Genomic DNA, 24,309 nt, shown 5'->3' with positions numbered 1-24,309 from the left:
CGGTGATAGGGCCTGTGAAGGCAGCTTCAATCAATGGGTGGTGAACCGCAGGTGCACCGGCGACGAACTGGGTGTCAGTGCTAGCGCCAGTTGCGTGCGGTTGTGCATATGGGTCAGCCGCAACACTTGCGACACATAAAGTTTCACGGTGTTTTCGGTAATCCCGAGTTCACAGGCAATCTGGTAGTTGGTCTTGCCTTTGCTCACCAGCCGTGCCACTTCCAGCTGGCGTGGTGAGAGTTTCTCGAACGCGGCAGGCAGGTCGCTCTCACCCTCTTCGACATCGCTGGCGCGGCGGTGAACGCCCTGGCCCCGAGCTTTTTCCAGGTCCTGGTAAAGTTCATCGATGCAGCCAGCCAAGTCTTGCAAGCGTTTGTTGAGACTGCCCAAATCCTGGAAGTTGGATCTGCGCTCCAGCAAAACCTGCTCCTGGCGACGCACGCCTTCCAGCAGTTCGTCGAGGTCCACGGGTTTTTGGTAGTAATCCGTGAAGCCTTCGCGCAACGCACGAATCACGTCCTGCTTGTCGGCGCGGCCAGTGAGCATGATCGCTTCGAACACGCGCTGGCGCCCGGCAATTTCTTTCAGCTCGCGCATCAGTTCAATGCCATCGCGCTCGGGCATGTGCAGATCGCACAACACCAGGCCAATGGCTTCATCTGCCACATAGCGCTCGATGGCTTCGTCTGTCGAATGCGCGGCCACGCAATGATGGCCCTGACTTTCAAGATACTCACACAGCTGTTCGACGATCAGCGGCTGGTCATCAACCACCAGAACCTTCACCTCACTGAATGACTTGGTCACGATCACCTCCCTGTTCCTAAGCGGCCCTGCTCCCGGGCCAGACGCTCTGGCAGCTTAACCATAGACGCTGCTGGCGAACCTGTACAACGCATGTACAAGTATTCGGACAACGGGATTGATCATTGGATCCACACCGCGGTGAGCAGAAAGCCGGCCAGCACATAGGGCACGAAGGCTTGTTTGTCGCCCATTTGTTCGGTGAGTGCCTGCAACCTCTTCTTCACCTTCGGGTTGAACAAGGTCCACAGGCGCCGGCGAGTCAGCAGCCAGAGCAACACGCTGACGCCTGCACCGATAAAGGTCCCGAGCACATATTCATGGCTGGTCGCCAACGCCAGGGCGCCCATGAGCTTGACGTCGTCAGCGCCGAAGCGGCCGAGCATGTAGCCTGGCAAGGTCAATAGCATGACGATGGCCAAGGCCCAGCCGGCGTCGCTGGCCTCGGCGCCAATCCAGGTGTGGCCGGTGAAGAACAGCCAGACCAAGGCACCCGCTGCTACCCCCAAGGTCAGGACGTCGGCGATCTGGCGTTCGCGAATATCCTGTTCAGTGCACAAGGCAAGCCACATCAGCAGAACAATGCTTTGCATTGGCAGGTCGATCCTTATTCGTTGAACACGTCTACCCGTTCATCAAGGTTTATCAACAGGGTAGACGCGATCTGACGAACGGGCTATGCGATGCTCATTTGGCCCTGCCTGGCGGGTAGTTGCCCAGTACCTGGCTCACCGTCTTCTGGATGGCGCTGTTGCGCTCCTCAGGGCTGGGCGGGTAATTGTTCATGATCTGCTCTGCACTGCCGCGCCAGACCAGCTTGCCGTCACGGCCATCGAACATGTCGACCTGGATGGTCGCCACCTTGTAATCGACGCTACGGGTTTCGTTGTACATCGGCCCGCCCCAATAGCCCCCCCAATAGCCGCCCCAGCCACCGCCGTAGTTGGTGGTGATCTGCTGCTGGCGTTGCTCGACGATCAGATAAGCACGGACCTTGACGTCAGGCTGGGCACTGCCCTGGACCGGGCGCAGGCCGCGCTGGTCGAGCTGGTCGGCGACGGCCTGGCGGATTCGCTGTTCGGTAAGGTCGCTCTTGATCCGCGGGTCATCCGGGCGGTAGTGCAGGGCCGGCTCTTGCCATGCCCAGCTGCGGTACGCGGCAAAGTCTCGGCTGGCGTCGAAATCCTGCTGGACGTTGTTGCTGGAGCAGGCGGCAAGCAACAGTACCAATGACAGTAGAACGAAGCGACGCATCATGATGGTTCTCCGTTAGGCATTAACTGGGAGGATAGCCGCTGAGCGCCTTGTGTACCGATTCGCGCAAGGCGCTTTCGCGGTCACGTGGCGAGCTTTTGTCGCTGCCGCTTTCAGCACTCGCGCTCCACACCGGCTGGCCGTTGCGAGCGTCGAACAGATCGATGCGCACCACCATCACCTCAACTTCGTAGGTGCGTACGATCGGCACGCTGCCATAGGCGCCGTAACCGTTGCGGTAGCCGCCGAAACCGACACCGCCATAGGGGTACGGGCCGTAGTAGGGGTCGTAGTAGTCATAGTCGCGTACCTGGCGCAAACGCCGCTCCAGGCGCATGTCGGCACTGACCAGCAAGTCGCCGGTCGCGCCCCGGGCTGGGCGTAGCCCATGCTGGTCGAGGGCACCACTGACGGCATCGGCCAGTTGCCCCGGGTCGGCGTCGGCAGTGCCGCTTGGCAACTGGCCGTTGCGCCAGCTCCAGCTGCGGTAACGGCCATAGTCACGCGCTGGGGCAGGGTAGGCACTGGCGTCGAAGGTGGTGGCTGCCTGCGCGGGCGCCGGTGGCAAGGGGCGGCTGCTGGCAACGTACGGGTTGCTGCCCTGACAGGCGCTGAGGGCAAGCGGCAGCAAGGCCAGGTACAACAGGCGGTACGGCATGAGGTCCTCCCGGCGGGCAGGTCAGCGAGGGCGGCACATCCAGTGCAGGTAACGACCAAGCCCGGCAAAGCTTGGGTGGCGGCGGTGGGCCAGTTCCATTTCCAGCAGGTCGAGCATCTGCGCCTTGGCCTGGAACTCCCTGGGCATGTAGTCGTGGAACACTCGCACGCCACTCTCGGTTTCGACCTGCCATAGAGGATCAAGTTGCACCTTGAGCTCACGCGGATCAAGCGGTTTCTGCGGGGTGAGGCTCTGTTTTTCACCTTCCAGGCGGTTGCTGCGCAACTTGCGGAAATGGCCCTTGAGCAGGTTGCGATAAACCAGCGCATCCCGGTTGTAGAAGGCCAGGGACAACCAACCGCCGGGCGCGGTCAGCTGGTGCAGCACCGGAAGGATGCTCTCTGGCTCGGCCAGCCATTCGAGCACGGCGTGGCACAGCACCAGATCGTAGGGCTCGGTGAGTTGACCGAGCAGGTCCTGCCATGGCGCCTGGATGAAGGTGGCGGTCTGGCCGGCATCGGCAAAGCGCGTGCGGGCACCTTCGAGCATGGGTGCGGCCGGTTCGGCCAGGGTCACTTGGTGACCGCGCTCGGCCAGCCATAACGCCATGTGGCCGAGCCCTGCGCCGATGTCGAGCACCCGTAGCGGGCGGTCTGGGAGGGTTTCGGCCAGGTCGGCCTGCAGCACGGCCAGGCGGATAGCGCCCTTGGCGCCACCGTAGATTTTCTCGGCGAAGCGGGTGGCCAGTTCATCGAAGTGACGGTCGTTCATCGAGCGAAGCGCCTTTCGGTGTCGGCCAGCTTGGCCCGTACCACCTGCTCCATGTCCAGGCCCAGTTCGCTGCACAGCAGCAGTAGGTAGAGGACGACGTCACCTACCTCCTGGCCGGCGTGGGCGAGTTTGTCCGCAGGCAGCTGGCGCGATTCGTCCTCGCTGAGCCATTGGAAGATTTCCACCAGCTCGGCCATTTCCACACTGGCCGCCATGGCCAGGTTCTTCGGGCTGTGGAAGCCGCGCCAGTCGTTGTTGTCACGGATCTGGTGCAGGCGTTGAGTGAGTTCTTGCAGGTTCATCGCGGGTCTCCTAGTGCCGCATAGCTTCCGTGCAGCCCCAACGCAAAGCAAGAGGATTCAGGGGCCACGGTAGCCTGTGGCCTTCACAGCGCCCCCCAGCGCCCGACCATATGCAGCAGCTGGCCATGCCCATCCAGGCGCAGTTCCCCGGCAGGGCCGGCCGCGCTGGCGCTCAATACCACCTCCGAGGGCAGCCGCACGGGTTTGCGGAAATCCACCTCAAAGGCATATCCGCTGTCTGGCAGGTGCCCGCGCAGGGCTGCCAGCGCCATGGCTTTGCTCCACATGCCATGGGCGATAGCTTTGGGGAAGCCGAACAGCCGGGCACTGGTGGCGCTCAGGTGAATCGGGTTGTAGTCGCCACAGACTTTGGCGTAGCGCCGGCCGATATCGCTGTCGGCGTACCAGCGGGTCGCTTCAGGCAACGGCTGGGGTTCGCTTTCCTCTCGCTCTTCGGGCTGCCCTTCACGTTTCAAACCGCGCACCAGCATCCGGCTGGTTTCGCGCCATATCAGGCCTAAGCCATCTTCGGCTTCGGTGATCAGGTCGAATGTGCCGCCCTTGGCATGTGGCTGCAGGTTGTCGGCATAGACCGCAAAGTGCAGCCCGTCGATGCCACCCAGGGGGCGCAGCACCTCGATGCGGTTATGCAGGTGTACCAGGCCCAGCAGCGGGAAGGGGAAGTTGTCGGCGGTCAGCAACTGCAACTGCAGGGTGAACGCCATGATGTGGGGGTAGGTGCCCGGCAAGCGGGCGTCATCGGTGAAGTGGCAAAGATGCCGGTACGCTGCGAGATTGCCGTGCTGCACACGCATGAAGCAGCGCAGGCCATCGGCTGGCAGCGCCTGGCCGCTGATCTTGCGTTTGCTGGCAGCGCGCAGATAGAGGCTTGCGCGTGAGTCGGGGCTGTTCAGGTCGTGCCAAGGGCGGTTCATGGTCAAGCTCCCATCAATGCCTGGCCACAGACCCGCAGCACTTGGCCATTGACCGCGCCGGAGCCGGGCTGACTGAGCCAGGCGATGGCCTCGGCGACATCCTGAGGGCGACCGCCCTGGCCCAGCGAGCTCAGGCGCCGCCCGGCTTCGCGCAGGCCCATGGGCATGGCGGCGGTCATGTGCGTCTCGATGAAACCGGGGGCCACGGCATTGATGCTGCCGCCTTGCGCGCCAAGCTTCGGCGCCCAGGCCTGGGCAAAACCGATCAGCCCGGCCTTGCTTGCGGCATAGTTGGCCTGGCCGCGGTTGCCGGCGATGCCGCTGACCGAAGCCAGCAGCGTGATGCGTGCGTCCGCCCCCAGCGCGCCGCCTGCATACAGTGCCTGGGTCAGTACCTGGGGTGCCTTGAGATTGACTGCCATCACCGCGTCCCAGTAGTCAGGGGTCATGTTGGCGAGGGTCTTGTCTTTGGTGATGCCGGCGTTGTGCACGACGATGTCGATGCCGCCGGGCAAAGCCTGGAGCAGCAACTCAGCGGCGTCGCTGGCGCAGATGTCCAGGCCCAGCGCCTTGCCGCCCAGGCGGGCGGCGAGGGCATCGAGGTCTTGTTGGGCCTGCGGCACGTCCAGCAGCATCACCTCGGCACCATCACGCGCCAAGGTTTCGGCAATGGCTGCGCCGATCCCGCGCGCAGCACCGGTGATCAGTGCCCGGCGCCCGGCCAGCGGCCGCGTCCAGTCTTCGACCTCGCTGGCACAGGCTTGCAAGCGCAGCACCTGGCCGGAAATGAACGCACTCTTGGGTGACAGAAAGAAGCGCAAGGCGCCTTCGAGCTGGCTGTCGGCAGCTTCATCCAGGTACAACAGCTGCGCCGTCCCACCGTTGCGCAGCTCCTTGGCCAGCGAGCGGCTGAAGCCTTCCAGGGCACGCTGGGCGACGCTGGTCAGCGGGTCGTCGATGCCTTCCGGAGGGCGCCCGAGTATGACCACATGGGCGCAGGGCGCCAGGCTACGCAGCAACGGCTGGAAGAATTCGCGCAACTGCTTCAGCTCATCGCTGTCGGACAGATGACTGGCATCGAATACCACAGCCTTGAGCTTGGGCCCCAGGCCCGCCACCCATGCCGGCGCCTGCAGGCTTGCGCCATTGAAGCTGTAGCATTCGCTGGTCAGGCGGGGAGCGATGGCTTCGACCTGATTTGCCAAAGGCCCTCCGCCGATCACCAACGCACCTTCCACCGGGCGTAGGCGGCCTGCCTGCCAGCGTTCCAGCGGTGCCGGGTGTGGCAGCCCGACGGCATCGATGAGGCGGCGGCCGAGGTTGGAGTTGGCAAAGTCGAGATAGCGGTCGCTCATGTGCGGGTCTCCCTGAAGGCAAGCATTGAAGTGTGGACCAACTTTGTAGGAAGGTCGTTCGAATGCGGCAAAAACACCTAGGCTGTTCGGATCGAGATGTTTCAGGAGGAATCTACGCATGCGTTCACTTCGCCGGGTCGCGATTCTGGGCGGCAACCGAATACCTTTTGCCCGCTCCAACGGCACCTACGCCACTGTCAGCAACCAGGCAATGCTCACGGCCACGCTGGAGGGGCTGACAGAACGGTACCGCTTGCACGGTTTGCGCCTGGGTGAAGTCGTGGCCGGTGCGGTGCTCAAGCATTCTCGCGACATGAGCCTGACGCGCGAATGTGTGCTGGGTTCGCGGCTCTCGCCACAGACGCCGGCCTACGATATTCAGCAGGCTTGCGGCACCGGGCTGGAGGCGGCCTTGCTGGTGGCCAACAAGATTGCCCTTGGGCAGATCGACAGCGGTATCGCCGGTGGCGTCGACACCACTTCCGATGCCCCGATCGGGGTCAATGAGGGGCTGCGGCGCATCTTGCTGCAGGCCAACCGTGGCAAGACCCTGGGCGAGCGGCTAAAGCCCTTCCTGCAACTGCGCCCGGGGCATCTGAAACCCGAGCTGCCGCGCAATGGCGAGCCGCGTACCGGGTTGTCGATGGGCGAGCATTGCGAGCGCATGGCCCAGGCCTGGCAGATTGACCGCGCCGAGCAGGACGAATTGGCGCTGCTTAGCCATCAGCATCTGGCAGCGGCCTATGCCGAGGGTTGGCAGGATGACCTGCTGACACCCTTTCTGGGCCTCACGCGCGACAACAACCTGCGGCCGGACTTGACCCTCGAGCAGTTGAGCAAGCTCAAGCCCGCCTTCGACCGCAGCGGCGTGGGCACACTCACAGCGGGCAACTCCACACCGCTGACCGATGGTGCGTCGCTGGTGCTGCTGGGCACGGAGGAGTGGGCGCAGGCACAGGGCCTGCCGGTGCTGGCCTATCTGGTCGATGGCGAGACGGCTGCGGTGGACTTCGTCAAAGGGCAGGAAGGGCTGCTGATGGCGCCGGCCTATGCGGTGCCGCGGCTTCTGGCGCGCAATGGCCTTAGCCTTCAGGACTTCGATTATTACGAGATCCATGAGGCATTCGCTGCCCAGGTGCTGTGCACGCTCAAGGCCTGGGAGAGTGCCGAGTACTGCCGCGAGCGGCTGGGGCTGGAGGCGCCGCTGGGCGCGATCGATCGGAGCAAGCTCAACGTCAAGGGCAGCTCATTGGCGGCAGGGCACCCGTTCGCGGCGACCGGGGGGCGGATCCTGGCCAACCTGGCCAAACTGCTGGCGACGGCGGGGAAGGGGCGCGGCTTGATTTCGATCTGCGCGGCGGGCGGGCAAGGGGTGACAGTGATCGTCGAGCGGTGACCGCCTGCAGGGCTGCAGGGTGCCTGTGGCCGGTGTTAGGCTTGTCTGGTCAGAACCACAAGAACTCACTATGCCGAGTATCGGACACCCCCGCGCCATTCCAGCCCTGGTCCATTTGCCCAGGCCGCTCTATGCCCGTGCTGAAAGCCTGGGGGCCGGCTCCTGGACCACTCGCCACAGCCACGACTGGGTGCAGTTTTCCTATGCGATCAGCGGTGTGCTGGGTGTCTACACGCGTGATGGCAGCTATTTCGCCCCACCGCAATGGGGTGTGTGGATTCCTGCCGACGCTGAACACGAAGTGGTGACGTCCGGACGGGCGGAAATGCGCAGCCTGTACATTCGCCGCGACGCTTGCCCTTGGGCTTCGGCGCAGTGCCGGGTGTTGGAAGTGACACCGCTGGCGCGTGAGTTGATCAAGCAGTTCTGTGTTTTCCCACCGCACTATCCCGAAGGCGATAGCGTCGAAGGCCGCTTGGTCTCGGTGCTGCTCGACCAGCTTCGTACTTTGCCTGAAGTGGGGTTCTCCCTGCCGCTGCCCCGGCATGCCGGCTTGCTGGCGCTGTGCAACAGCTTGATTGCCGCGCCGGATCAGGTGCAAACCCTGCAGCAGTGGGCCGGCCAATTGCAGTGCTCGGAAAAGACCCTGATGCGCCTTTTTCAGCGCGAGACGGGGTTGAGCTTTCGCAACTGGCGTCAACGCATGCGGTTATTGTCGTCGCTGGCGTTGCTGGAGACGGGGGCGAGTGTGACAGACGCGGCGCTGGGCTGCGGCTATGACTCGACGTCGGCCTACATCGCCGCCTTCAAGCAATTGTTTGGCTCTACACCGGGTGAGTTGACGTTGTAGCGGGGGGCCGGCCTCTTCTCGGGGAACCTGCGAAGAGGCCGGTGCAGCCTGCCGGTCAGGTGCGGAAGCGTCGTACCAGCGAATCCAGCTCATTGGACAACCCGGCCAGGCTTTCCGAGTCCTGCCGCGCCGCCTGCGCCAGGTCGGCCACCAACTGCGCATCACCGTGGATCTGGCTGATATGGCGGTTGATGTCTTCGGCAACCTGGTGCTGTTCTTCTGCCGCGGTGGCGATTTGCGTGTTCATGTCGCGGATGATGTCCACCGACTCGCGTATCTGGCCAAAGCTGTCGCGGGCCAGGCCAATGCGGTTGACCGACTGCTGCGACACTTCCAGGCTGGCATGCATCTGCTCGGCCACTTCGGCGGTACGGCTGGCCAGGTTGCCAAGCAGCCCATCGATTTCAGCCGTCGAGTCGGCGGTGCGCTTGGCCAGCGCCCGGACCTCGTCGGCCACTACCGCAAACCCGCGGCCCTGTTCGCCGGCGCGGGCGGCTTCGATCGCGGCATTGAGCGCCAGCAGGTTGGTCTGTTCGGCAATCGAGCGAATGGTACCGAGGATCGACTGAATGGCATTGCTGTCGCGCTCCAATTGCTGGATCGACTGGGCCGATTGCTCGATCTCCTGGCTCAGCCGGTCGACACTGTTGACGGCCGCATCGATCTGCTGCTGGCCTTCGCGGGCCTGTTGCTGGCCGCTGTCGGCCGACTGCGCGGCCTGGCTGCAGGAGCGGGCAACCTCGTTGGCGGTGGCGACCATTTCGTGGAATGCGGTGGACACCATGTCCACTGCTTCGCGCTGGCGCCCGGCGGCCTCGGCCATGTCGCTGGAGACCTGAGTGGAGCTGGTGGAGGTGCTGAGGATCTTGCCCGCCGCCGAGCCGATATGCTGGATCAGGCTGCGGATGGCGCCGAGGAACTGGTTGAACCAACCGGCCAGTTGCGCGGTTTCATCACGGCCACGGACTTCCAGGTTGCGGGTCAGGTCGCCTTCGCCCTGGGCGATGTCCTCCAGGCCACTGGAAACACTGTTGATGGGGCGTACGATGAGTTTGGCGAACGTGGCGCCGACCACAGCGAACAGCGCAGCCAGCACCAGCGCGACGCCGCCGATGAGCCAGGTGAGGCGGGTGGTGGTCTGCATCACTTCGCTTTGTTGGATCAGGCCTATGAAGGTCCAACCGAGTTTTTCGTCGGGGTAGACGTTGGCCATGTAGCGCACGCCGCCGATTTCGACCTCAGCCAAGCCCTTGCCGGCTTTGGCCAGCTCGGCATAACCGTCGCCAAAGCTGGCCAGCTGTTTGAAATTGTGACTGGCATCGCGTGGGTCGACCATCACGTTACCGTTGTTTTCCATGAGGATCAGGTAGCCGCTTTCGCCTAGTTTGATCTGCTGGACGATCTCGGTCAGGCCCTTGAGCGATACGTCGATGTTGACCACGCCACCGGGGCTGCCCAGTTGGTTGGCAACGGTGCGCACAGTGCTGACCAGTACGGCATCGTCGCCGGCCCAGTAGTAGGGGGCGGTGCGCAGGGTCTTGCCAGGGTTGGCCATGGCCGCCTGGTACCAGGGGCGGGTGCGCGGGTCGTAGTTGCTCATGTTCGGATCGCCTGGCCAGAAGGCGTAGCCGCCGTCTTGCAGGCCATAGGATACGTAGGCGTAGTCCGGATGGCTTTTGGCCAGGCGCGTGAACAGTTCGTACAGTGTCTTGTCCTGATCGCTGGGTGTGATTTGCGCAGCGTCGGCGCTGATGTGTTTCTTGACGTTGTCGCCGCTACCGGTGACCTGGGGGAGGCTGGCCAGGTAGTCGACGTTTTGGGTGATGCCCTGGAAAAACAGGTTCATCGCGTTACTGACCTGGCGGATTTCCCGGCTGCTGCCGTCAAGGAAATCGTCGCGGGCTTCGCCGCGCAGGTTGATGACCACCAAGGTGGCTACGAGGACGATGGGCAGTGCGGCGATGACCGCGAATGCCCAGGTCAGTTTCTGTTTGATGTTCATCGACGCTCCCGGAATTTATTTTTTTCGACACGCGAGGCAGGTAGAAACTGTATCGGCGGCGTCCGGGTTTTTTTGAGTGAAAATGCCCGTATTTATTGGGCAAAGGCGCATTTGGCGACTATTCGGTCGGCTCCAGGCTAATATGGCATACCAAGCGTGGGCTCAACTGCAGCATTCACTCCCTTTTGCGAGATCTTTGAGAATCGGGCAGTCAGGCCGGTCATTGCCTTTGCAGTGCGCTACTAGTTCGCTCAAGGTGTCACGCAGGCTGGCCAGTTCCTCGATACGCCGGTTCAGCTCATCGATGTGTTGCAGCGCCAGCGCCTTCACGTCGGCGCTGGCGCGTTGCCGGTCCTGCCACAGGGTCAGCAGTTTGCCCACCTCTTCCAGGGAAAACCCCAGGTCGCGTGAGCGCTTGATGAAGGCAAGGCTGTGCAGGTCCTCTGGCTGGTACAGGCGGTACCCGCTGTCGCTGCGGGTGGCCGGCTTGAGCAGGCCGATGGCTTCGTAATAGCGGATCATCTTGGTGCTGAGCCCGCTGCGGCGGGCGGCCTGGCCGATATTCATGGGGCCTCCTGCGAGGTGCTGGTGGGTTTCCAGGTCTTGAGCCACAAGGCGTTGCTTACCACGCTGACGCTGGACAACGCCATGGCGGCGCCGGCCACTACTGGGTTCAGATAACCCAGCGCGGCCAGCGGGATGCCGATGAAGTTGAAGATGAATGCCCAGAACAGATTCTGGCGGATTTTCGCATAGGTCTTGCGGCTGATTTCCAGGGCGGCAGGCACCAGGCGCGGGTCACCACGCATCAGGGTGATGCCGGCAGCCTGCATGGCCACGTCGGTGCCGCCCCCCATGGCGATGCCGATATCGGCGGCGGCAAGCGCTGGGGCGTCGTTGATACCGTCGCCGACCATCGCCACTACACCACCCTTTTTCAGCTCGGCTACCGTGGCGGCCTTGTCGGCCGGGAGCACTTCGGCGTGTACATCGTCGATGCCGAGGGTGTCGGCGACCACCTTGGCGCTACCGCGATTGTCGCCGGTCAACAGGTGGGTGCTGATATGGCGCTGGTGCAGGGCTGAGATAGCCTGTTCGGCACCTGGCTTGAGGCTGTCGCCGAAGGCGAACAACCCTAGCACGCGAGGCTGTGGGCCCCGTTCAATCAGCCAGGACAGGGTACGGCCTTCGGCTTCCCAGGCCTGTGCTTGTGTGGCGAGGGCGCCGGGTTGCAGGTTGCATTCGTCGAGCAGGCGCCGGTTGCCCAAGGCCAGGTCACGGCCTTGCACCTGGCCAGCGATACCGCGGCCGGTAAGGGACTGGCTGCCGGTTACCGTAGGCACCTCCAGCCCCTGCCCGGTGCAGGCATCGAGTACTGCCTTCGCCAAGGGGTGTTCGCTGCCCCGTTGCAGGGCAGCGGCCAAGCGAAGCAATTCGGCTTTCTCACCTACCAGTGCCTGGCTGTGGACAACGCGCGGGCTGCCAGAGGTGAGCGTACCGGTTTTGTCGAACACCACGCGGTTCACCGCATGGGCGCGCTCCAGTGCCTCGGCGTCCTTGATCAGGATGCCGTGGCGCGCGGCAACGCCTGTGCCCGCCATGATCGCGGCAGGTGTGGCCAGGCCAAGGGCGCAAGGGCAGGCAATCACCAGCACGGCGACGGCATTGATCAGCGCAGTCTGCAGCGGGGCGCCGGCCAGTGACCAGCCGATCAGGGTCAGCAGTGCGATCAACAGCACGGCCGGCACGAAGATCTGGCTGACCCGGTCTACCAGTTTCTGGATGGGCGCCTTGGCAGCCTGGGCATCTTCGACCAGGCGGATGATGCGGGCCAGCACGGTTTCTGTACCCAACGCCCGGGTACGCACCAGCAGCCGGCCCTCGCCGTTGATCGCGCCGCCGGTGACGCTATCGCCCGGTTGCTTGGGCACTGGCAGGCTCTCGCCGCTGATCAGGGCTTCGTCGGCGTGGCTGTTGCCTTCTTCCACTTCACCATCGACCGGGAAGCGCTCCCCGGGCTTGACCAGCACCAGGTCACCGAGCCGCAACCGGGCAATTGCAACGTCTTCTTCGTGGCCATCGACCACCCTCACGGCGCGCTCTGGGCGCAGCGCCTCGAGGGCACGGATGGCGCTGGCGGTCTGGCGTTTGGCGCGGCTTTCCAGGTACTTGCCCAACAACACCAGGGCGATCACCACCGCCGACGCCTCGAAGTACAGGTGCGGGGCCATCCCGGCCGGTGCCTTGGCCCATTGGTACAGGCTCAGGCCGTAACCGGCACTGGTGCCCAGCGCGACCAGCAGGTCCATATTGCCGGCGCCAGCGCGCACAGCCTTGTAGGCCGCCACATAAAAGCGTGCACCAAGGATGAACTGCACGGGGGTGGCCAGCGCGAATTGCGCCCACGCCGGCAACATCCAGTGCACACCAAAGGGTTGCAGCAGCATCGGCAACACCAGGGGCAGGGCCAACACAAGGGCGGTGCCTACGGCCAGACGTTCGTTGCGCAGTCGGCGCTGGACGGCTTGCTGATCGTTGTCGGCCGGCAGCGGCAGGCTGGCACCGTAGCCGGCCTTTTCGACCGCGCCGAGCAACAGGTTGTCATCAAGGCCCTGCAGCACCTGAAGGTGGGCACGTTCGTTGGCAAGGTTGACACTCACCTGCTCGACGCCCGGTAGTTTGCCGAGTGCGCGCTCCACACGGCCGACGCAACTGGCGCATGTCATGCCATCGATGCGTAGCTCCAGGGTGCGGGTCGGTACCTGGTACCCGGCGCTGCGCACGGCCTCGACCAGGGCCGGCAGGCTGCCGGCCGGGGCTTGGACCCTGGCCTGTTCGTTGGCGAGGTTGACGCTGACCTGTTCAGCGCCATTGACCTTGCGCAGCGCGCGCTCGACGCGGCCAGCACAGCTGGCGCAGGTCATGCCGGAGATCGGCAGGTCGAATGAAGTGGATGCGGGCATGGCTCTCCTCCTTGGACAGGCCACCAGCATCAACCTTGCCATGTGGGGAAGGTCAATAGTCCAGGCTGGCTCGCCTCAGTACCAGCCCATTGTGGCCCATGGCAATGCGGTACTTGTTGATCTGGCCCGCTTGCAGGGTCAGCCGGGTGCTACGCTGGTCTTCCAGGCCGGGCGCGCAGCCGGGCATCTGCCCCGGCAGCAGGCGCAAGCGCACGTCAACAGGGCCGGGCGGCAGGTTGAAGGAGGTCGACTGTTCCTGGAACACGCGCCCGGAGAGCTGGTCGTTGAGATAGACACCGATTTCGCAGCTGGTGGCCACTTCCAGGCGTTCGCGTGAAATGATCAGCACGCTGTAGTCCGAGTTGCCTTCGGCGCTTGCCGGTGGCACTGCTGCCAGCGTGCCCAATAGCCCGACAACGCCCACTGCTGTCCTGAACATGAAGAATCTCCTGCTTGCCGAATCGTAAAGGCGCAGCTTGGCCGAGGTTGGTAGGGATTTCCAGCCCGGCCGTTCGATGCAGAACTTGACCTTGCCCCGATGGCAAGCTTGAAACTGCGCCAAACCCTGAAGGAGGCAACACCCATGCAAGTGTTCAACGTACAAGGCATGACCTGTGGCCATTGCGTCAAGGCGGTGACCCGCGCGGTACAGGACCAGGACGCGAGCGCCAAGGTCGAGGTCGATCTGGCCGGCAGGCAGGTGCGTGTGCAGAGCGCTCTGGCTGCTGAGCAGTTGCTGGCAGCGATTCGTGAAGAGGGCTACCAGGCCGACGTGGCCTGAAGTCGAATGGGCCGCTTCTGCGGCCCTGTTTTGTTGCAAATGTTTTCATGCTGATGGCGTCGCTTGCAGGTAGACTTACGCACTTGCTTAGCCTGCTATGGATTCCTGATGAACCTGCGAATGGTGCTGATCCTGGGCGCACTCAGTGCGTTTGGGCCCCTTGCGATCGACTTTTACCTGCCCGCCTTCCCGGCCATGGCGCAGGCGTTCGCCACCGACGAAAAACACGTCCAGACCACGCTGGCCGCCTACTTCCTCGGCCTGTCGCTCGGGCAACTGGCGTATGGGCCGGTGGCCGATCGCTTTGGCCGGCGCAAGCCGCTGCTGTTTGGCGTCACGCTGTTTACCCTGGCGTCGTTGGCCTGCGCCTACGCGCCAAACCTGGACACGCTGATCTTGGCGCGCTTCGTCCAGGCGCTGGGCGGCTGCGCCGGAATGGTGTTGTCACGGGCCATCGTCAGTGACAAGTGCGACCCGGTGGCCTCGGCCAAAGTGTTCTCACAACTGATGCTGGTGATGGGGTTGGCGCCAATTCTTGCACCGATGCTCGGCGGCGTACTGGTGAACCTGGCGGGTTGGCAGTCGATTTTCCTGACATTGAGCCTGTTCAGTGCTGCTTGCTTGCTGGCGGTCGGCCTGGGGTTGCCAGAGAGCTTACCTGCGCACATGCCGCGTCAGCCGTTGTCGGGCGCTTTGCGTCAATACCTTCGGTTGTTGGCTGACCGCACGTTCTTTGGCCATGCATTGACCGGAGGGATCGCCATCGCGGGTATGTTTGCCTACATCGCCGGTTCACCGTTCGTGTTCATTAAGCTCTACGGTGTGCCGGCCGAGCACTACGGCTGGTTGTTCGGTACCAATGCGGCAGGTTTCATCCTGGTGGCGCAGATCAACGCGCGTCTGCTGGCAAAGCGTGGGCCGGCCTTCCTGCTGGTGCGTGCAGTCTGGCTGTACCTGGCTGCGGGGCTGGCGTTGCTCGGTGTGGCAGCGCTGCGCCCAGCTGAACTATGGCCATTGCTGGTGCCGCTGTTCATCTGCATCGCCAGCCTGGGTTGCATCATCCCCAATGCTTCGGCGTGCGCCATGAGCGGGCAGGGCGCACGCGCCGGTAGCGCCTCGGCCTTGATGGGCTGCCTGCAATTCAGCGTCGCCGCAGGCGCGGCGGCGCTGGTCAGCCTGCTGCACGATGGCAGTGCAGTGCCCATGGCGTTGGTAATCAGCCTGTGCGGGGCGCTGGTGGTCAGTGTTGCGCTGTTGACCCGGCGCTTGCAGGCCACGCCTGCGGCTTGAGTGGGTGAGGCGCGCGCAGACGAGCTTCCAGTGTGACGACGAAGGCGCGTGCTTCTGCTTCGCTGCGAAAGCTCACCACATGCTGGTCAAGCCTGACTTCCCAGGGGCAGTTGGGGTTACGGTTAGACGCACTGACGATAATCTCCATCGCGGCATACCTCCGAAGGGTGGGGAGAGCGGCTCAAGTGTAGCGCTGCGGTTACGGGGTGCCAGGGTATGAGTGGGCGTCCTGACTGGCGGTCAGGGCATTTTCCGGCAGGGGCGTCAGACGCTTCCAGATGCAATGGCTGGAGGGTGTAGAACCTTCACTTTTGTTTGCGCTATTTATGGAACGGCGCTGTCGGCAGAGTCTCTGCCCGCGCGGGGCCATTGTTCCTCGTGCGTCGTTTCTTCCCTTCTATTTCGCGGCCTGATGCCTGTCACCTAAAACTGACGCGGGGCCATTGGCCTATTCCAATCGGTCAAGGGTTGCCCTACCCATCCCTCTTTGACTCCCCTGGGCTGCCTGCGCGGCTGCCGGACGGGCCGTTCATGCGGCTTATACTGACCCCGGTGCCAGGCCGGTAGCAGCTAGGGGGCCATCGGCGTTACCAATGTTGGCCATTGGAATTCGGATCTTGCAGGGAGTTGAAGGGACATGAATACAGTCAGCAGTATCAGTCAGATTGCCGGCCTGATGGCCGACCCCAAGCGAAGCGCCATGTTGTGGGCGTTGATCGATGGCACGCCGCGACCGACCGATGAGCTGGCGATGATGGCTGGGTTGACGTCCTCCTCGGCCTGCGCCCACTTGTCATTGCTGTCGTCGGCAGGCCTGCTCAGGCTTGAGGCGCGCGGTCGCAAGCGTTACTTCCGGCTGGCGACGCCACAAGTGGGGGCGGCCGTGGAAGCCTTGGCCAGCGTGCAGCTGGGTACCGACCGGGGCGTGCAGGCCAAGCCGCTGCCAATGCCGATGTCGACGCGCCGGGCCCGTCGTTGCGGTGATCACCTGGGCGGCGAGCTGGCCGGTGAGCTCTATCATCGGTTGGTGGTAGCAGGCTGGCTGGAGGGCAGCGTGCACCAGATGATGGTCAGTGAGGAGGGCCGGGCGCAGTTGGCTGGCATTGGCGTCTATATCGATGCACTGGCGCCTCAGCAGCAGCGCGGTTGCGTGATCTGCCACTGTAATGAGTGGAGCGACCAGGGGCCTCATCTTGGCGGCAGCCTGGGGCAGGCCTTGCTCACGTTGTTCCTGCAGTCGGGATGGATACGCGAGGCGGAGAACACGCGGGCATTGCAGATCTCGGCACTGGGGATTCAACAGATCAATCGCATTGCCCGCGTTCCAGCGTTGCAAGTGGGGTAGCTGCAACGCCTTGCCCGGTCACACCAAGCGTGCGTCCAGGCTGTTCTGCGCGAGGCGGCGGGCCTGATCTTCAGTCATGCCCAGGTGGGTGTGCAAGGCGTGGAAGTTTTCGGTGACGTAGCCGCCGAAGTAGGCGGGGTCATCCGAGTTCACGGTCACCTTCACGCCGCGCTCGAGCATGTCGAGGATGTTGTGCTGGCTCATGTGATCGAACACACAGAGTTTGGTATTGGACAACGGGCACACGGTGAGTGGGATCTGCTCGTCGATGATGCGTTGCATCAGGCGTTCGTCTTCTATGGCGCGCACGCCATGGTCGATGCGCTTGATTTTCAGCAGGTCGAGGGCTTCCCAGATGTATTCGGGTGGGCCTTCCTCGCCAGCGTGGGCCACGGCGACGAAGCCTTCGCTGCGGGCACGGTCGAAGACGCGCTGGAACTTGCTCGGCGGGTGGCCTTTCTCGGAGCTGTCCAGGCCGACCGCGATGAACGCGTCGCGGAACGGTAGGGCCTGGTCCAAGGTTTTCTGTGCTTCTTCTTCGCTCAGGTGGCGCAGGAAGCTGAGGATGAGGCCGCTGCTGATACCCAGTTGCTCGCGACCATCCTTGAGTGCCTGGTTGATACCATTGAGCACTACCTCGAACGGGATGCCGCGGTCGGTGTGGGTCTGCGGGTCGAAGAACGGCTCGGTGTGGATGACGTTCTGCGCCTTGCAGCGCAGCAGGTAGGCCCAGGTCAGGTCATAGAAGTCCTGCTCGCTGCGCAGCACGTCTGCACCCTGGTAATACAGGTCGAGGAATTCCTGCAAATTGTTGAAGGCGTAAGCGCTACGCAGGGCTTCGACGTCGTTCCAGGGCAGGGCGATCTTGTTGCGCTCGGCCAGGGCGAACAGCAACTCCGGCTCCAGTGAGCCTTCCAGGTGCAGGTGCAGTTCAGCCTTGGGCAGGGCGTTCAACCATTCATACATAGTGGGTGTTCTCAAATCAGATACGGTTGCCGCCATTCTACAGGGCCAGGCCGGGTATTGCGCCCGGCCTGGCCTTGCATCGTTTCAACCACCGATCAGATCCGACTCACCAGACGAGCGATTCGCCTTTGTAGTTGATGAAGCGCAGCCCGCCGTTGCCACTTTGCGCCTTGATCTGTTCGAGCATGCCCTGGGTACTGGTGAGCACGTCGATTTCGGCGTTCTCGCCGCCCATATCGGTCTTGACCCAACCCGGGTGCATGGCCAATACGCAGAGGTCAGGCCGCTGCAGGTCGACCACGAAGCTGTTGATCATCGAGTTCAGCGCAGCCTTGCTCGCCTTGTAAAGGCAGACCTCGCCACCGTCGGGGATGGTCACGCTACCCAGGATCGAGCTCATGAACGCCAACACGCCCGAGCCTTCACGCACCTGGCCGGCAAGGCGCCGGGCAACGCGGATCGGCGCGACGGCGTTGGTCATGAACAGGTCGCCGATTTCATTGCGCTGTACGGTTTCCAAATCCTGCGGCAGCGGCCCCATGACACCGGCATTGATGAACACCAGGTCGAACACTTCGCCTTGCAGGCACTGCTTCAGGCCATCGAGCTGTGCGGTGTCGTTCATTTCCAGCTGTTCGACGCGTACCCCTGGCACGTTATCGAGAGCGCTGGGTTTTTGCGGGTCACGCACCGTGGCCGTGATGTTCCAGCCATCTTCGTGAAGGCGCTGCACCAGGCCAAGGCCAAGCCCGCGGGAGGCACCGATGATGAGGGCAGTTCTTGGAGTCGTCATAGGTACATTCCTGTCGCAGTAGGGAAAAGGATTTGAGCATACTGCAGACTGGCGTCATGCGCCGCATCACGAGTGGTCAAGAAATGATCAATGGTGTTTGGCCGTGCGTGCCCGGGGGCTTCGCTCGTTGGCTAACGGGTTATCCACAGGCTGTTCCACAGTTAATGTGCGCAAGATGCCAGGCGGCCTTGGTTATAGAGGGTTCATGACTGGGGATAACTCACCCAAGCTCAGCCCACCGAGCCTTTTATCGTACTATGATCAAAAAATGCTCAATGCTCTGCAGGCCATGAAGGGCGTGGCCTGCATCGGAGTGCCCCAAGCTTATCCACAGGCAGGCCCACAGTTGTTGTGGGCAAAGGTCAGTGGGCTTCCAAGAGGATGCGCCCGCGGCTGAGGTCGGCCAGTTGCTGTTGCAGCGCGCCGGTGTGCGCCTCGCCGACCGCAATGTGCAGGTCGACCCCATTGGCGGTGAACCGCTCTTCCAGCACGAGACCGTCGACTTCGGCCAGGCGCAGTTTGACCAGGGCCAGTTCGCTGAAGCTGCAACTGCAGCTGTACTCGCTTCGTTGCACCAGCAGCCTTTTCGGCGCCTGCTGCAAGCACTTGTTGGCACCGCCACCATACGCCCGGGCCAGGCCGCCGGTGCCTAGCTGGATGCCCCCGTACCAGCGGATCACCAATACCACGACCTGGTCACAGTCCTGGGCTTCTATGGCAGCCAGGATTGGCCTGCCGGCCGTGCCGCCAGGTTCGCCATCATCGCTGCTGCGGTACTGCCCGCCCAGCTTCCAGGCCCAGCAGTTGTGGGTGGCAGCCAAGTCGCTGTGGCGTTCGATGAAGCTCATCGCCTCGGAGGCGCTGGATATCGGGCCGGCGAGGGTGATGAAGCGGCTCTTGCGGATTTCCTCGCGAAACTCGCAGAGGTCGAGCAGGGTAGAAGGCATAAGTAGATGTCAGGCACTCGGCGTGATGCCGCACCCCTTGAGGATGATGTGGATAAGGTTGTTGCTCGCATCTTCCATGTCTTGCTTGGTCAGGCGGCTGCGGCCGGTAACCTGGCAGATCTGGGTGGCGAAGTCGGCATAGTGCTGGGTGCTGCCCCAGAGCAGGAATATCAGATGAACCGGGTCTACCGGGTCCATCTTGCCTGCTGCGATCCACGCCTCGAATACCGCCGCCCGGCCACGGAACCACTCGCGGTAGTCGGCGCTGAAGTACTCGGTCAGACAACTGCCGCCGCTGATCACCTCCATGGCGAATATCCGGGAAGCTTGCGGGTTGCGCCGGGAGAACTCCATCTTGGTGCGGATGTAATGGCTCAACGCAACGCCTGGATCGTCATCGACGCTCAAGGCGTTGAAGGTGCTGTCCCAGAGCTCGATGATGTTGCTCAACACGGCAATGTACAGGCCGAGCTTGTTGGTGAAGTAGTAATGCAGATTGGCCTTGGGCAAGCCGGCTTTGAGCGCAATGGTATTCATGCTAGTGCCCTTGAAGCCATGGCGGGCGAACTCGTCTTCGGCGGCCTGGATGATGGCCTGTTCGTTCTTCTGGCGGATGCGGCCGGCGGGCTTGCCCGAGGCGGAAAGGCGATGCGCAGGGACTTCTAGGGTCATGGACGATTCCGTACAGGTCTGTGGCAACGGATGTCGGACAAGATTACCTTCCTGCGCTCAAGTAACAAGCATTAGCGTCACAAGCAGGCATCAGCGTGTCGCAGCCAGGCTCTCGAGGAAGCTTTCCAGCACAAGATTCGGCCGTCGCCCTTTACGGGTTACCCAGCTCAGGCTCAGGTCATAGAAGCGCTGTGAGGGCTTGAGGGCGCGCAGCCGGCCTTGCTGGACCCAGAACGTGGCGTAGTGGTCGGGCAGGTAGCCGATGTAGCGGCCGGTAAGGATCAGAAATGCCATGCCCTCACGGTCCGAGGCGCTGGCGGTGCAGTTCAGGGCCTGATAAAGCGCCTGGATTTCGGCGGGTAAACGGAAGGTCGGAGCGATCGCCTCCTGGCTGTTGAGGCGGGCTTCATCGATCTGCTGATCGTCGGCATAGAACAGCGGGTGGCCGACCGCGCAATAGAGCAGCGAGCGTTCGCTGTACAGCGGCTGGTACTCAAGGCCCGATAGCGGGCTGGTTTGCGGCACCACGCCGACATGCAGGCTGCCATCGAGCACACCCTGCTCGACCTGGCTTGGGGCGATCATGCGGATCTGGATGCGTACCTCGGGGCCGCGATCCTTGAGCTCGGCCAACGCATGGGTGATGCGCATGTGCGGCAGGGTCACCAGGTTATCGGTCAGGCCGATGTTCAGTTCTCCGCGCAGGTGCTGGTGCAGGCCGTTGACTTCGGTGCGGAAGGTTTCCAGGGCGCTGAGCAGTTGCAGCGCCGAGTGGTAGACCTCGCGGCCTTCCTCGGTCAGCGAAAAGCCGGCGCGGCCACGCTGGCACAGGCGCAGGCCCAAACGCTGTTCGAGGTCGTTCATCTGCTGGCTGATGGCTGAGCGGCCAATGCCAAGCACGTTTTCGGCTGCCGAGAAGCCGCCGCACTCTACTACGCTGCGGTAGATTTTCAGCAGGCGGATGTCGAAATCGCTGACTTGGGCGAGTGGGTCGGGGCGTCGGCTCATAAGTTTAGTCTTGCGCTACCTGAAGATTAGAAAAGTAGTCTTTTTCAGACTTTATCCACGTGCGAATTTAGCTGCAACAACATCCATCGTTGCCTATTCGTTTTTCGAGGAACCGCCGATGAACATGCCCGAAACCGCCCCTGCCGGTATCGCAAGCCAGCTCAAGCTGGATGCGCACTGGATGCCTTACACCGCCAACCGCAATTTCCATCGCGACCCACGCCTGATCGTGGCGGCCGAAGGTAATTATCTGGTCGATGACAAAGGGCGCAGGATCTTCGATGCCTTGTCGGGCCTTTGGACCTGCGGTGCCGGGCATACCCGCAAGGAAATCACCGAGGCGGTGGCGCGTCAGCTTGGAACGCTGGATTACTCGCCTGCTTTCCAGTTCGGTCATCCACTGTCGTTCCAGCTGGCCGAGAAGATCACCGCGCTGACCCCTGGCGACCTGAATCACGTCTTCTATACCAACTCCGGTTCCGAGTGCGCCGATACCGCGCTGAAGATGGTCCGTGCCTACTGGCGCCTGAAGGGCCAGGCCACCAAGACCAAAATCATTGGCCGAGCCCGCGGTTACCATGGCGTGAACATCGCCGGTACCAGCCTGGGTGGCGTAAACGGCAACCGCAAGATGTTTGGCCAACTGCTGGACGTCGACCATTTGCCGCACACTGTGCTGCCGGTCAATGCCTTCTCCAAAGGCCTGCCGGAAGAGGGCGGCATTGCCCTGGCAGATGAGATGCTCAAGCTGATCGAACTGCACGATGCTTCGAACATCGCAGCTGTGATTGTCGAGCCGCTTGCAGGTTCGGCGGGTGTTCTGCCGCCGCCTAAGGGCTACCTGAAGCGCCTGCGTGAAATCTGCACCCAGCACAATATTCTGCTGATCTTCGACGAAGTGATCACCGGCTTCGGCCGTATGGGCGCCATGACCGGGTCCGAGGCCTTTGGCGTGACCCCTGACCTGATGTGCATCGCCAAGCAGGTCACCAATGGCGCCATTCCGATGGGCGCAGTGATCGCCAGCAGCGAGATCTACCAGACCTTCATGAACCAGCCGACCCCGGAATATGCTGTGGAATTCCCCCACGGCTACACCTACTCGGCCCACCCGGTTGCCTGTGCTGCGGGTATCGCCGCGCTCGATCTGCTGCAAAGGGAAAATCTGGTGCAGTCGGCCGCCGAACTGGCACCGCACTTCGAGAAGCTGCTGCACGGCGTCAAGGGCACCAAGAACATCGTCGACATCCGCAACTACGGCTTGGCCGGCGCGATCCAGATCGCGGCCCGGGATGGCGATGCCATTGTGCGTCCGTATGAAGCCGCGATGAAGCTGTGGCAAGCCGGCTTCTATGTACGCTTCGGCGGCGATACCCTGCAGTTCGGCCCAACCTTCAATACCCAGCCGCAGGAACTGGACCGCCTGTTCGACGCGGTCGGTGAAGCGCTGAACAAGATCGACTGATCTTTCTGATTCTGACGTAAGGCGCGCGAGCTGTTAGCGCGCCAGCATCAACCTTCTTTATCTGGAGTTTTGCATGAGCATTGTTCAGCACCTGATCCACGGCGAGCTGGTTTCCAAGGGCGAGCGCACCGCCGATGTCTTCAACCCGTCCACCGGCCAGGCCGTGCGCAAGGTCGAACTGGCCAGCCGCGCGACCGTGCAGGAAGCGATCGACTCTGCCAAGGCAGCCTTCCCTGCCTGGCGCAACACCCCCCCGGCCAAGCGCGCCCAGGTGATGTTCCGTTTCAAGCAGCTGCTGGAGCAGAACGAGGCACGCATCTCGCAGATGATCAGCGAAGAGCATGGCAAGACACTGGAAGACGCTGCGGGCGAACTGAAGCGCGGTATCGAGAACGTCGAGTTCGCCTGTGCGGCACCTGAGGTGCTCAAGGGTGAATACAGCCGTAACGTCGGCCCGAACATCGACGCCTGGTCCGACTTCCAGCCGCTGGGTGTGGTCGCCGGTATTACGCCGTTCAACTTCCCGGCCATGGTCCCCCTGTGGATGTACCCGTTGGCCATCGCTTGCGGTAACGCCTTTATCCTCAAACCGTCCGAGCGTGACCCAAGTTCCACCCTGTACATCGCCCAGTTGCTGCTGGAGGCCGGCCTGCCCAAGGGCATCCTCAACGTGGTGCACGGTGACAAGGAAGCCGTGGACGCGCTGATCGAGGCGCCGGAAGTTAAAGCGCTGAGCTTTGTCGGTTCGACCCCGATCGCCGAGTACATTTATGCCGAAGGTACCAAGCGCGGCAAGCGCGTCCAGGCACTGGGCGGGGCGAAGAACCATGCAGTGCTGATGCCCGATGCCGACCTGGACAACGCGGTCAGCGCACTGATGGGCGCGGCCTACGGTTCGTGCGGCGAGCGTTGCATGGCTATTTCGGTGGCGGTGTGTGTGGGCGACCAGGTTGCCGATGCGCTGATCGCCAAGCTGGAGCCGCAGATCAAGGCGCTGAAGATCGGTGCTGGCACCTCTTGTGGCCTGGACATGGGGCCGCTGGTGACTGCCGCAGCCCGTGACAAGGTAGTGGGCTACATCGATGAGGGTGTTGCTGCTGGCGCCAGGCTGGTGGTGGATGGCCGTGGTTTGCGTGTGGCGGGTAATGAAGATGGCTACTTCGTGGGCGGCACTCTGTTCGACAAGGTGACGCCAGAAATGCGCATCTATAAAGAAGAGATCTTCGGCCCAGTGCTGTGCGTGGTGCGCGTGAACAGCCTGGAGCAGGCCATGCAACTGATCAACGACCACGAGTATGGTAACGGGACCTGCATCTTCACCCGTGATGGTGAAGCGGCACGCCTGTTCTGTGATGAGATCGAAGTGGGTATGGTTGGCGTTAACGTGCCGCTGCCGGTGCCGGTGGCCTACCACAGCTTTGGCGGCTGGAAGCGCTCGCTGTTTGGCGACCTGCATGCTTATGGGCCGGATGGCGTACGCTTCTATACCCGTCGCAAGGCGATTACCCAGCGGTGGCCGCAACGTGCGAGCCACGAGGCATCGCAATTTGCCTTCCCTAGCCTTTAAGGTGTGAGAAGCGCAGCGGGGAGGCCGGCAGGCCTCCCCGCTTTGTTTTGCAGCGATTGTGAAGTTTATTGGAATTAAGCCTTGACGCGTTCTCGAATCCCCTTATAATGCGCCCCACTTCCAGCGTAGTCGGAACGAGAAACTCCTTGAAATTCAATGAGTTGCTTAATCCAGGTAGTGCTGGA

Annotated in this window: 25 protein-coding genes and 2 pseudogenes; 7 read left to right on the top strand and 20 right to left on the bottom strand. The window is 62.7% G+C overall.

Features of this window, described 5'->3' with window-relative positions:
• Positions 1–30: 30 nt before the first annotated feature.
• The 9 genes and pseudogenes from ACIPZH_RS16020 to ACIPZH_RS15980 all read right to left on the bottom strand — a co-directional run bounded on the left by ACIPZH_RS16020 (position 31) and on the right by ACIPZH_RS15980 (position 6,079).
• The gene (locus ACIPZH_RS16020) at positions 31–813 is read right to left on the bottom strand and encodes a response regulator (RefSeq protein ID WP_400629814.1); all 783 of its coding nucleotides are present in this window, start codon (positions 811–813) and stop codon (positions 31–33) included.
• Between the two features lie 113 nt (positions 814–926).
• The gene (locus ACIPZH_RS16015; RefSeq protein WP_241806167.1) at positions 927–1,397 is read right to left on the bottom strand and encodes an A24 family peptidase; all 471 of its coding nucleotides are present in this window, start codon (positions 1,395–1,397) and stop codon (positions 927–929) included.
• Positions 1,398–1,491: 94 nt separating this feature from the next.
• Positions 1,492–2,061 (bottom strand): DUF4136 domain-containing protein, encoded by a 570-nt coding sequence (locus ACIPZH_RS16010; RefSeq protein WP_400629812.1) that lies wholly within the window; start codon positions 2,059–2,061, stop codon positions 1,492–1,494.
• 19 nt (positions 2,062–2,080) lie between these two features.
• Positions 2,081–2,716, bottom strand: coding sequence for a DUF4136 domain-containing protein (locus ACIPZH_RS16005; protein WP_400636851.1), 636 nt, complete (start codon positions 2,714–2,716; stop codon positions 2,081–2,083).
• A gap of 21 nt (positions 2,717–2,737) precedes the next feature.
• Positions 2,738–3,403, bottom strand: coding sequence for a methyltransferase (locus ACIPZH_RS16000; protein ID WP_400629808.1), 666 nt, complete (start codon positions 3,401–3,403; stop codon positions 2,738–2,740).
• Positions 3,355–3,468 (bottom strand): annotated as a pseudogene (locus ACIPZH_RS15995) (hypothetical protein); the annotation flags it as partial. The pseudogene ACIPZH_RS15995 and the gene ACIPZH_RS16000, both read right to left, overlap by 49 nt.
• Positions 3,469–3,483: 15 nt before the next feature.
• Positions 3,484–3,789, bottom strand: a complete 306-nt coding sequence (locus tag ACIPZH_RS15990; protein ID WP_241806163.1) for a MazG-like family protein — start codon at positions 3,787–3,789, stop codon at positions 3,484–3,486.
• 83 nt (positions 3,790–3,872) lie between these two features.
• Complete coding sequence (locus ACIPZH_RS15985; RefSeq protein WP_241806162.1) at positions 3,873–4,724, bottom strand: MaoC/PaaZ C-terminal domain-containing protein; 852 nt, start codon at positions 4,722–4,724, stop codon at positions 3,873–3,875.
• Between the two features lie 2 nt (positions 4,725–4,726).
• The gene (locus ACIPZH_RS15980; RefSeq protein WP_400636849.1) at positions 4,727–6,079 is read right to left on the bottom strand and encodes a 3-oxoacyl-ACP reductase; all 1,353 of its coding nucleotides are present in this window, start codon (positions 6,077–6,079) and stop codon (positions 4,727–4,729) included.
• A gap of 118 nt (positions 6,080–6,197) precedes the next feature.
• Between ACIPZH_RS15980 and ACIPZH_RS15975 the strand changes: the two genes are divergently transcribed.
• Both ACIPZH_RS15975 and ACIPZH_RS15970 read left to right on the top strand, forming a co-directional pair.
• Positions 6,198–7,475, top strand: coding sequence for an acetyl-CoA C-acetyltransferase (locus tag ACIPZH_RS15975; protein ID WP_400629802.1), 1,278 nt, complete (start codon positions 6,198–6,200; stop codon positions 7,473–7,475).
• A gap of 70 nt (positions 7,476–7,545) precedes the next feature.
• A complete protein-coding gene (locus ACIPZH_RS15970; RefSeq protein ID WP_241806159.1) occupies positions 7,546–8,325 on the top strand; it encodes a helix-turn-helix transcriptional regulator in 780 nt (259 codons plus the stop codon).
• A 55-nt stretch (positions 8,326–8,380) separates the two neighbouring features.
• Here ACIPZH_RS15970 and ACIPZH_RS15965 read toward each other — a convergent pair whose 3' ends face one another.
• The 5 genes and pseudogenes from ACIPZH_RS15965 to ACIPZH_RS15945 all read right to left on the bottom strand — a co-directional run bounded on the left by ACIPZH_RS15965 (position 8,381) and on the right by ACIPZH_RS15945 (position 13,729).
• Entirely contained in the window at positions 8,381–9,109 is a 729-nt protein-coding gene (locus ACIPZH_RS15965; protein ID WP_400629869.1) for a methyl-accepting chemotaxis protein, read from the bottom strand.
• Between the two features lie 129 nt (positions 9,110–9,238).
• Positions 9,239–10,171 (bottom strand): annotated as a pseudogene (locus ACIPZH_RS15960) (sensor histidine kinase); the annotation flags it as partial.
• A gap of 318 nt (positions 10,172–10,489) precedes the next feature.
• On the bottom strand, positions 10,490–10,894 hold the full coding sequence (gene cueR, locus ACIPZH_RS15955; RefSeq protein WP_241806157.1) for a Cu(I)-responsive transcriptional regulator: 405 nt from the start codon (positions 10,892–10,894) through the stop codon (positions 10,490–10,492).
• Positions 10,891–13,290 carry a heavy metal translocating P-type ATPase gene (locus ACIPZH_RS15950; protein ID WP_400636847.1) on the bottom strand — a complete coding sequence of 800 codons (2,400 nt, stop codon included), beginning with the start codon at positions 13,288–13,290 and terminating at the stop codon, positions 10,891–10,893. Before ACIPZH_RS15950 ends, cueR begins: the two co-directional genes overlap by 4 nt.
• Positions 13,291–13,342: 52 nt before the next feature.
• Positions 13,343–13,729, bottom strand: coding sequence for a hypothetical protein (locus ACIPZH_RS15945; protein ID WP_400636845.1), 387 nt, complete (start codon positions 13,727–13,729; stop codon positions 13,343–13,345).
• Between the two features lie 144 nt (positions 13,730–13,873).
• Between ACIPZH_RS15945 and ACIPZH_RS15940 the strand changes: the two genes are divergently transcribed.
• Positions 13,874–14,071 carry a heavy-metal-associated domain-containing protein gene (locus tag ACIPZH_RS15940; protein WP_241806154.1) on the top strand — a complete coding sequence of 66 codons (198 nt, stop codon included), beginning with the start codon at positions 13,874–13,876 and terminating at the stop codon, positions 14,069–14,071.
• 108 nt (positions 14,072–14,179) lie between these two features.
• A complete protein-coding gene (locus ACIPZH_RS15935; protein ID WP_267818956.1) occupies positions 14,180–15,361 on the top strand; it encodes a multidrug effflux MFS transporter in 1,182 nt (393 codons plus the stop codon).
• Here the strand turns inward: ACIPZH_RS15935 and ACIPZH_RS15930 are convergent.
• Complete coding sequence (locus ACIPZH_RS15930) at positions 15,312–15,509, bottom strand: hypothetical protein (protein ID WP_267818953.1); 198 nt, start codon at positions 15,507–15,509, stop codon at positions 15,312–15,314. The two genes, ACIPZH_RS15935 and ACIPZH_RS15930, sit on opposite strands and share 50 nt — an antisense overlap.
• A gap of 489 nt (positions 15,510–15,998) precedes the next feature.
• Here ACIPZH_RS15930 and ACIPZH_RS15925 point away from each other — a divergent pair, with 489 nt between their 5' ends.
• Positions 15,999–16,706 carry a helix-turn-helix transcriptional regulator gene (locus tag ACIPZH_RS15925; RefSeq protein WP_241806151.1) on the top strand — a complete coding sequence of 236 codons (708 nt, stop codon included), beginning with the start codon at positions 15,999–16,001 and terminating at the stop codon, positions 16,704–16,706.
• 18 nt (positions 16,707–16,724) lie between these two features.
• On the opposite strand, the gene ACIPZH_RS15920 is transcribed toward ACIPZH_RS15925, so the two are convergent.
• The 5 genes from ACIPZH_RS15920 to ACIPZH_RS15900 all read right to left on the bottom strand — a co-directional run bounded on the left by ACIPZH_RS15920 (position 16,725) and on the right by ACIPZH_RS15900 (position 21,092).
• A complete protein-coding gene (locus ACIPZH_RS15920) occupies positions 16,725–17,672 on the bottom strand; it encodes an adenosine deaminase (protein WP_267818949.1) in 948 nt (315 codons plus the stop codon).
• Between the two features lie 106 nt (positions 17,673–17,778).
• Entirely contained in the window at positions 17,779–18,465 is a 687-nt protein-coding gene (locus ACIPZH_RS15915) for an SDR family oxidoreductase (protein WP_400636844.1), read from the bottom strand.
• A 362-nt stretch (positions 18,466–18,827) separates the two neighbouring features.
• The gene (locus ACIPZH_RS15910) at positions 18,828–19,412 is read right to left on the bottom strand and encodes an IMPACT family protein (protein WP_400636843.1); all 585 of its coding nucleotides are present in this window, start codon (positions 19,410–19,412) and stop codon (positions 18,828–18,830) included.
• Positions 19,413–19,421: 9 nt separating this feature from the next.
• Positions 19,422–20,084: a TetR/AcrR family transcriptional regulator gene (locus ACIPZH_RS15905; RefSeq protein WP_241806147.1), complete on the bottom strand. Its 663-nt coding sequence runs from the start codon at positions 20,082–20,084 to the stop codon at positions 19,422–19,424.
• Positions 20,085–20,174: 90 nt separating this feature from the next.
• On the bottom strand, positions 20,175–21,092 hold the full coding sequence (locus ACIPZH_RS15900) for a LysR family transcriptional regulator (RefSeq protein ID WP_267818940.1): 918 nt from the start codon (positions 21,090–21,092) through the stop codon (positions 20,175–20,177).
• A gap of 118 nt (positions 21,093–21,210) precedes the next feature.
• Here ACIPZH_RS15900 and ACIPZH_RS15895 point away from each other — a divergent pair, with 118 nt between their 5' ends.
• On the top strand, positions 21,211–22,557 hold the full coding sequence (locus ACIPZH_RS15895; protein WP_267818938.1) for an aspartate aminotransferase family protein: 1,347 nt from the start codon (positions 21,211–21,213) through the stop codon (positions 22,555–22,557).
• A gap of 73 nt (positions 22,558–22,630) precedes the next feature.
• On the top strand, positions 22,631–24,124 hold the full coding sequence (locus tag ACIPZH_RS15890; RefSeq protein ID WP_241806144.1) for a CoA-acylating methylmalonate-semialdehyde dehydrogenase: 1,494 nt from the start codon (positions 22,631–22,633) through the stop codon (positions 24,122–24,124).
• Positions 24,125–24,309 lie beyond the last annotated feature (185 nt).

The sequence above is a fragment of the Pseudomonas sp. NPDC089758 genome (assembly GCF_044748705.1).
GTDB classification, from domain to species: domain Bacteria; phylum Pseudomonadota; class Gammaproteobacteria; order Pseudomonadales; family Pseudomonadaceae; genus Aquipseudomonas; species Aquipseudomonas putida_X.
This window is presented reverse-complemented; position numbering and strand designations above follow the sequence as displayed.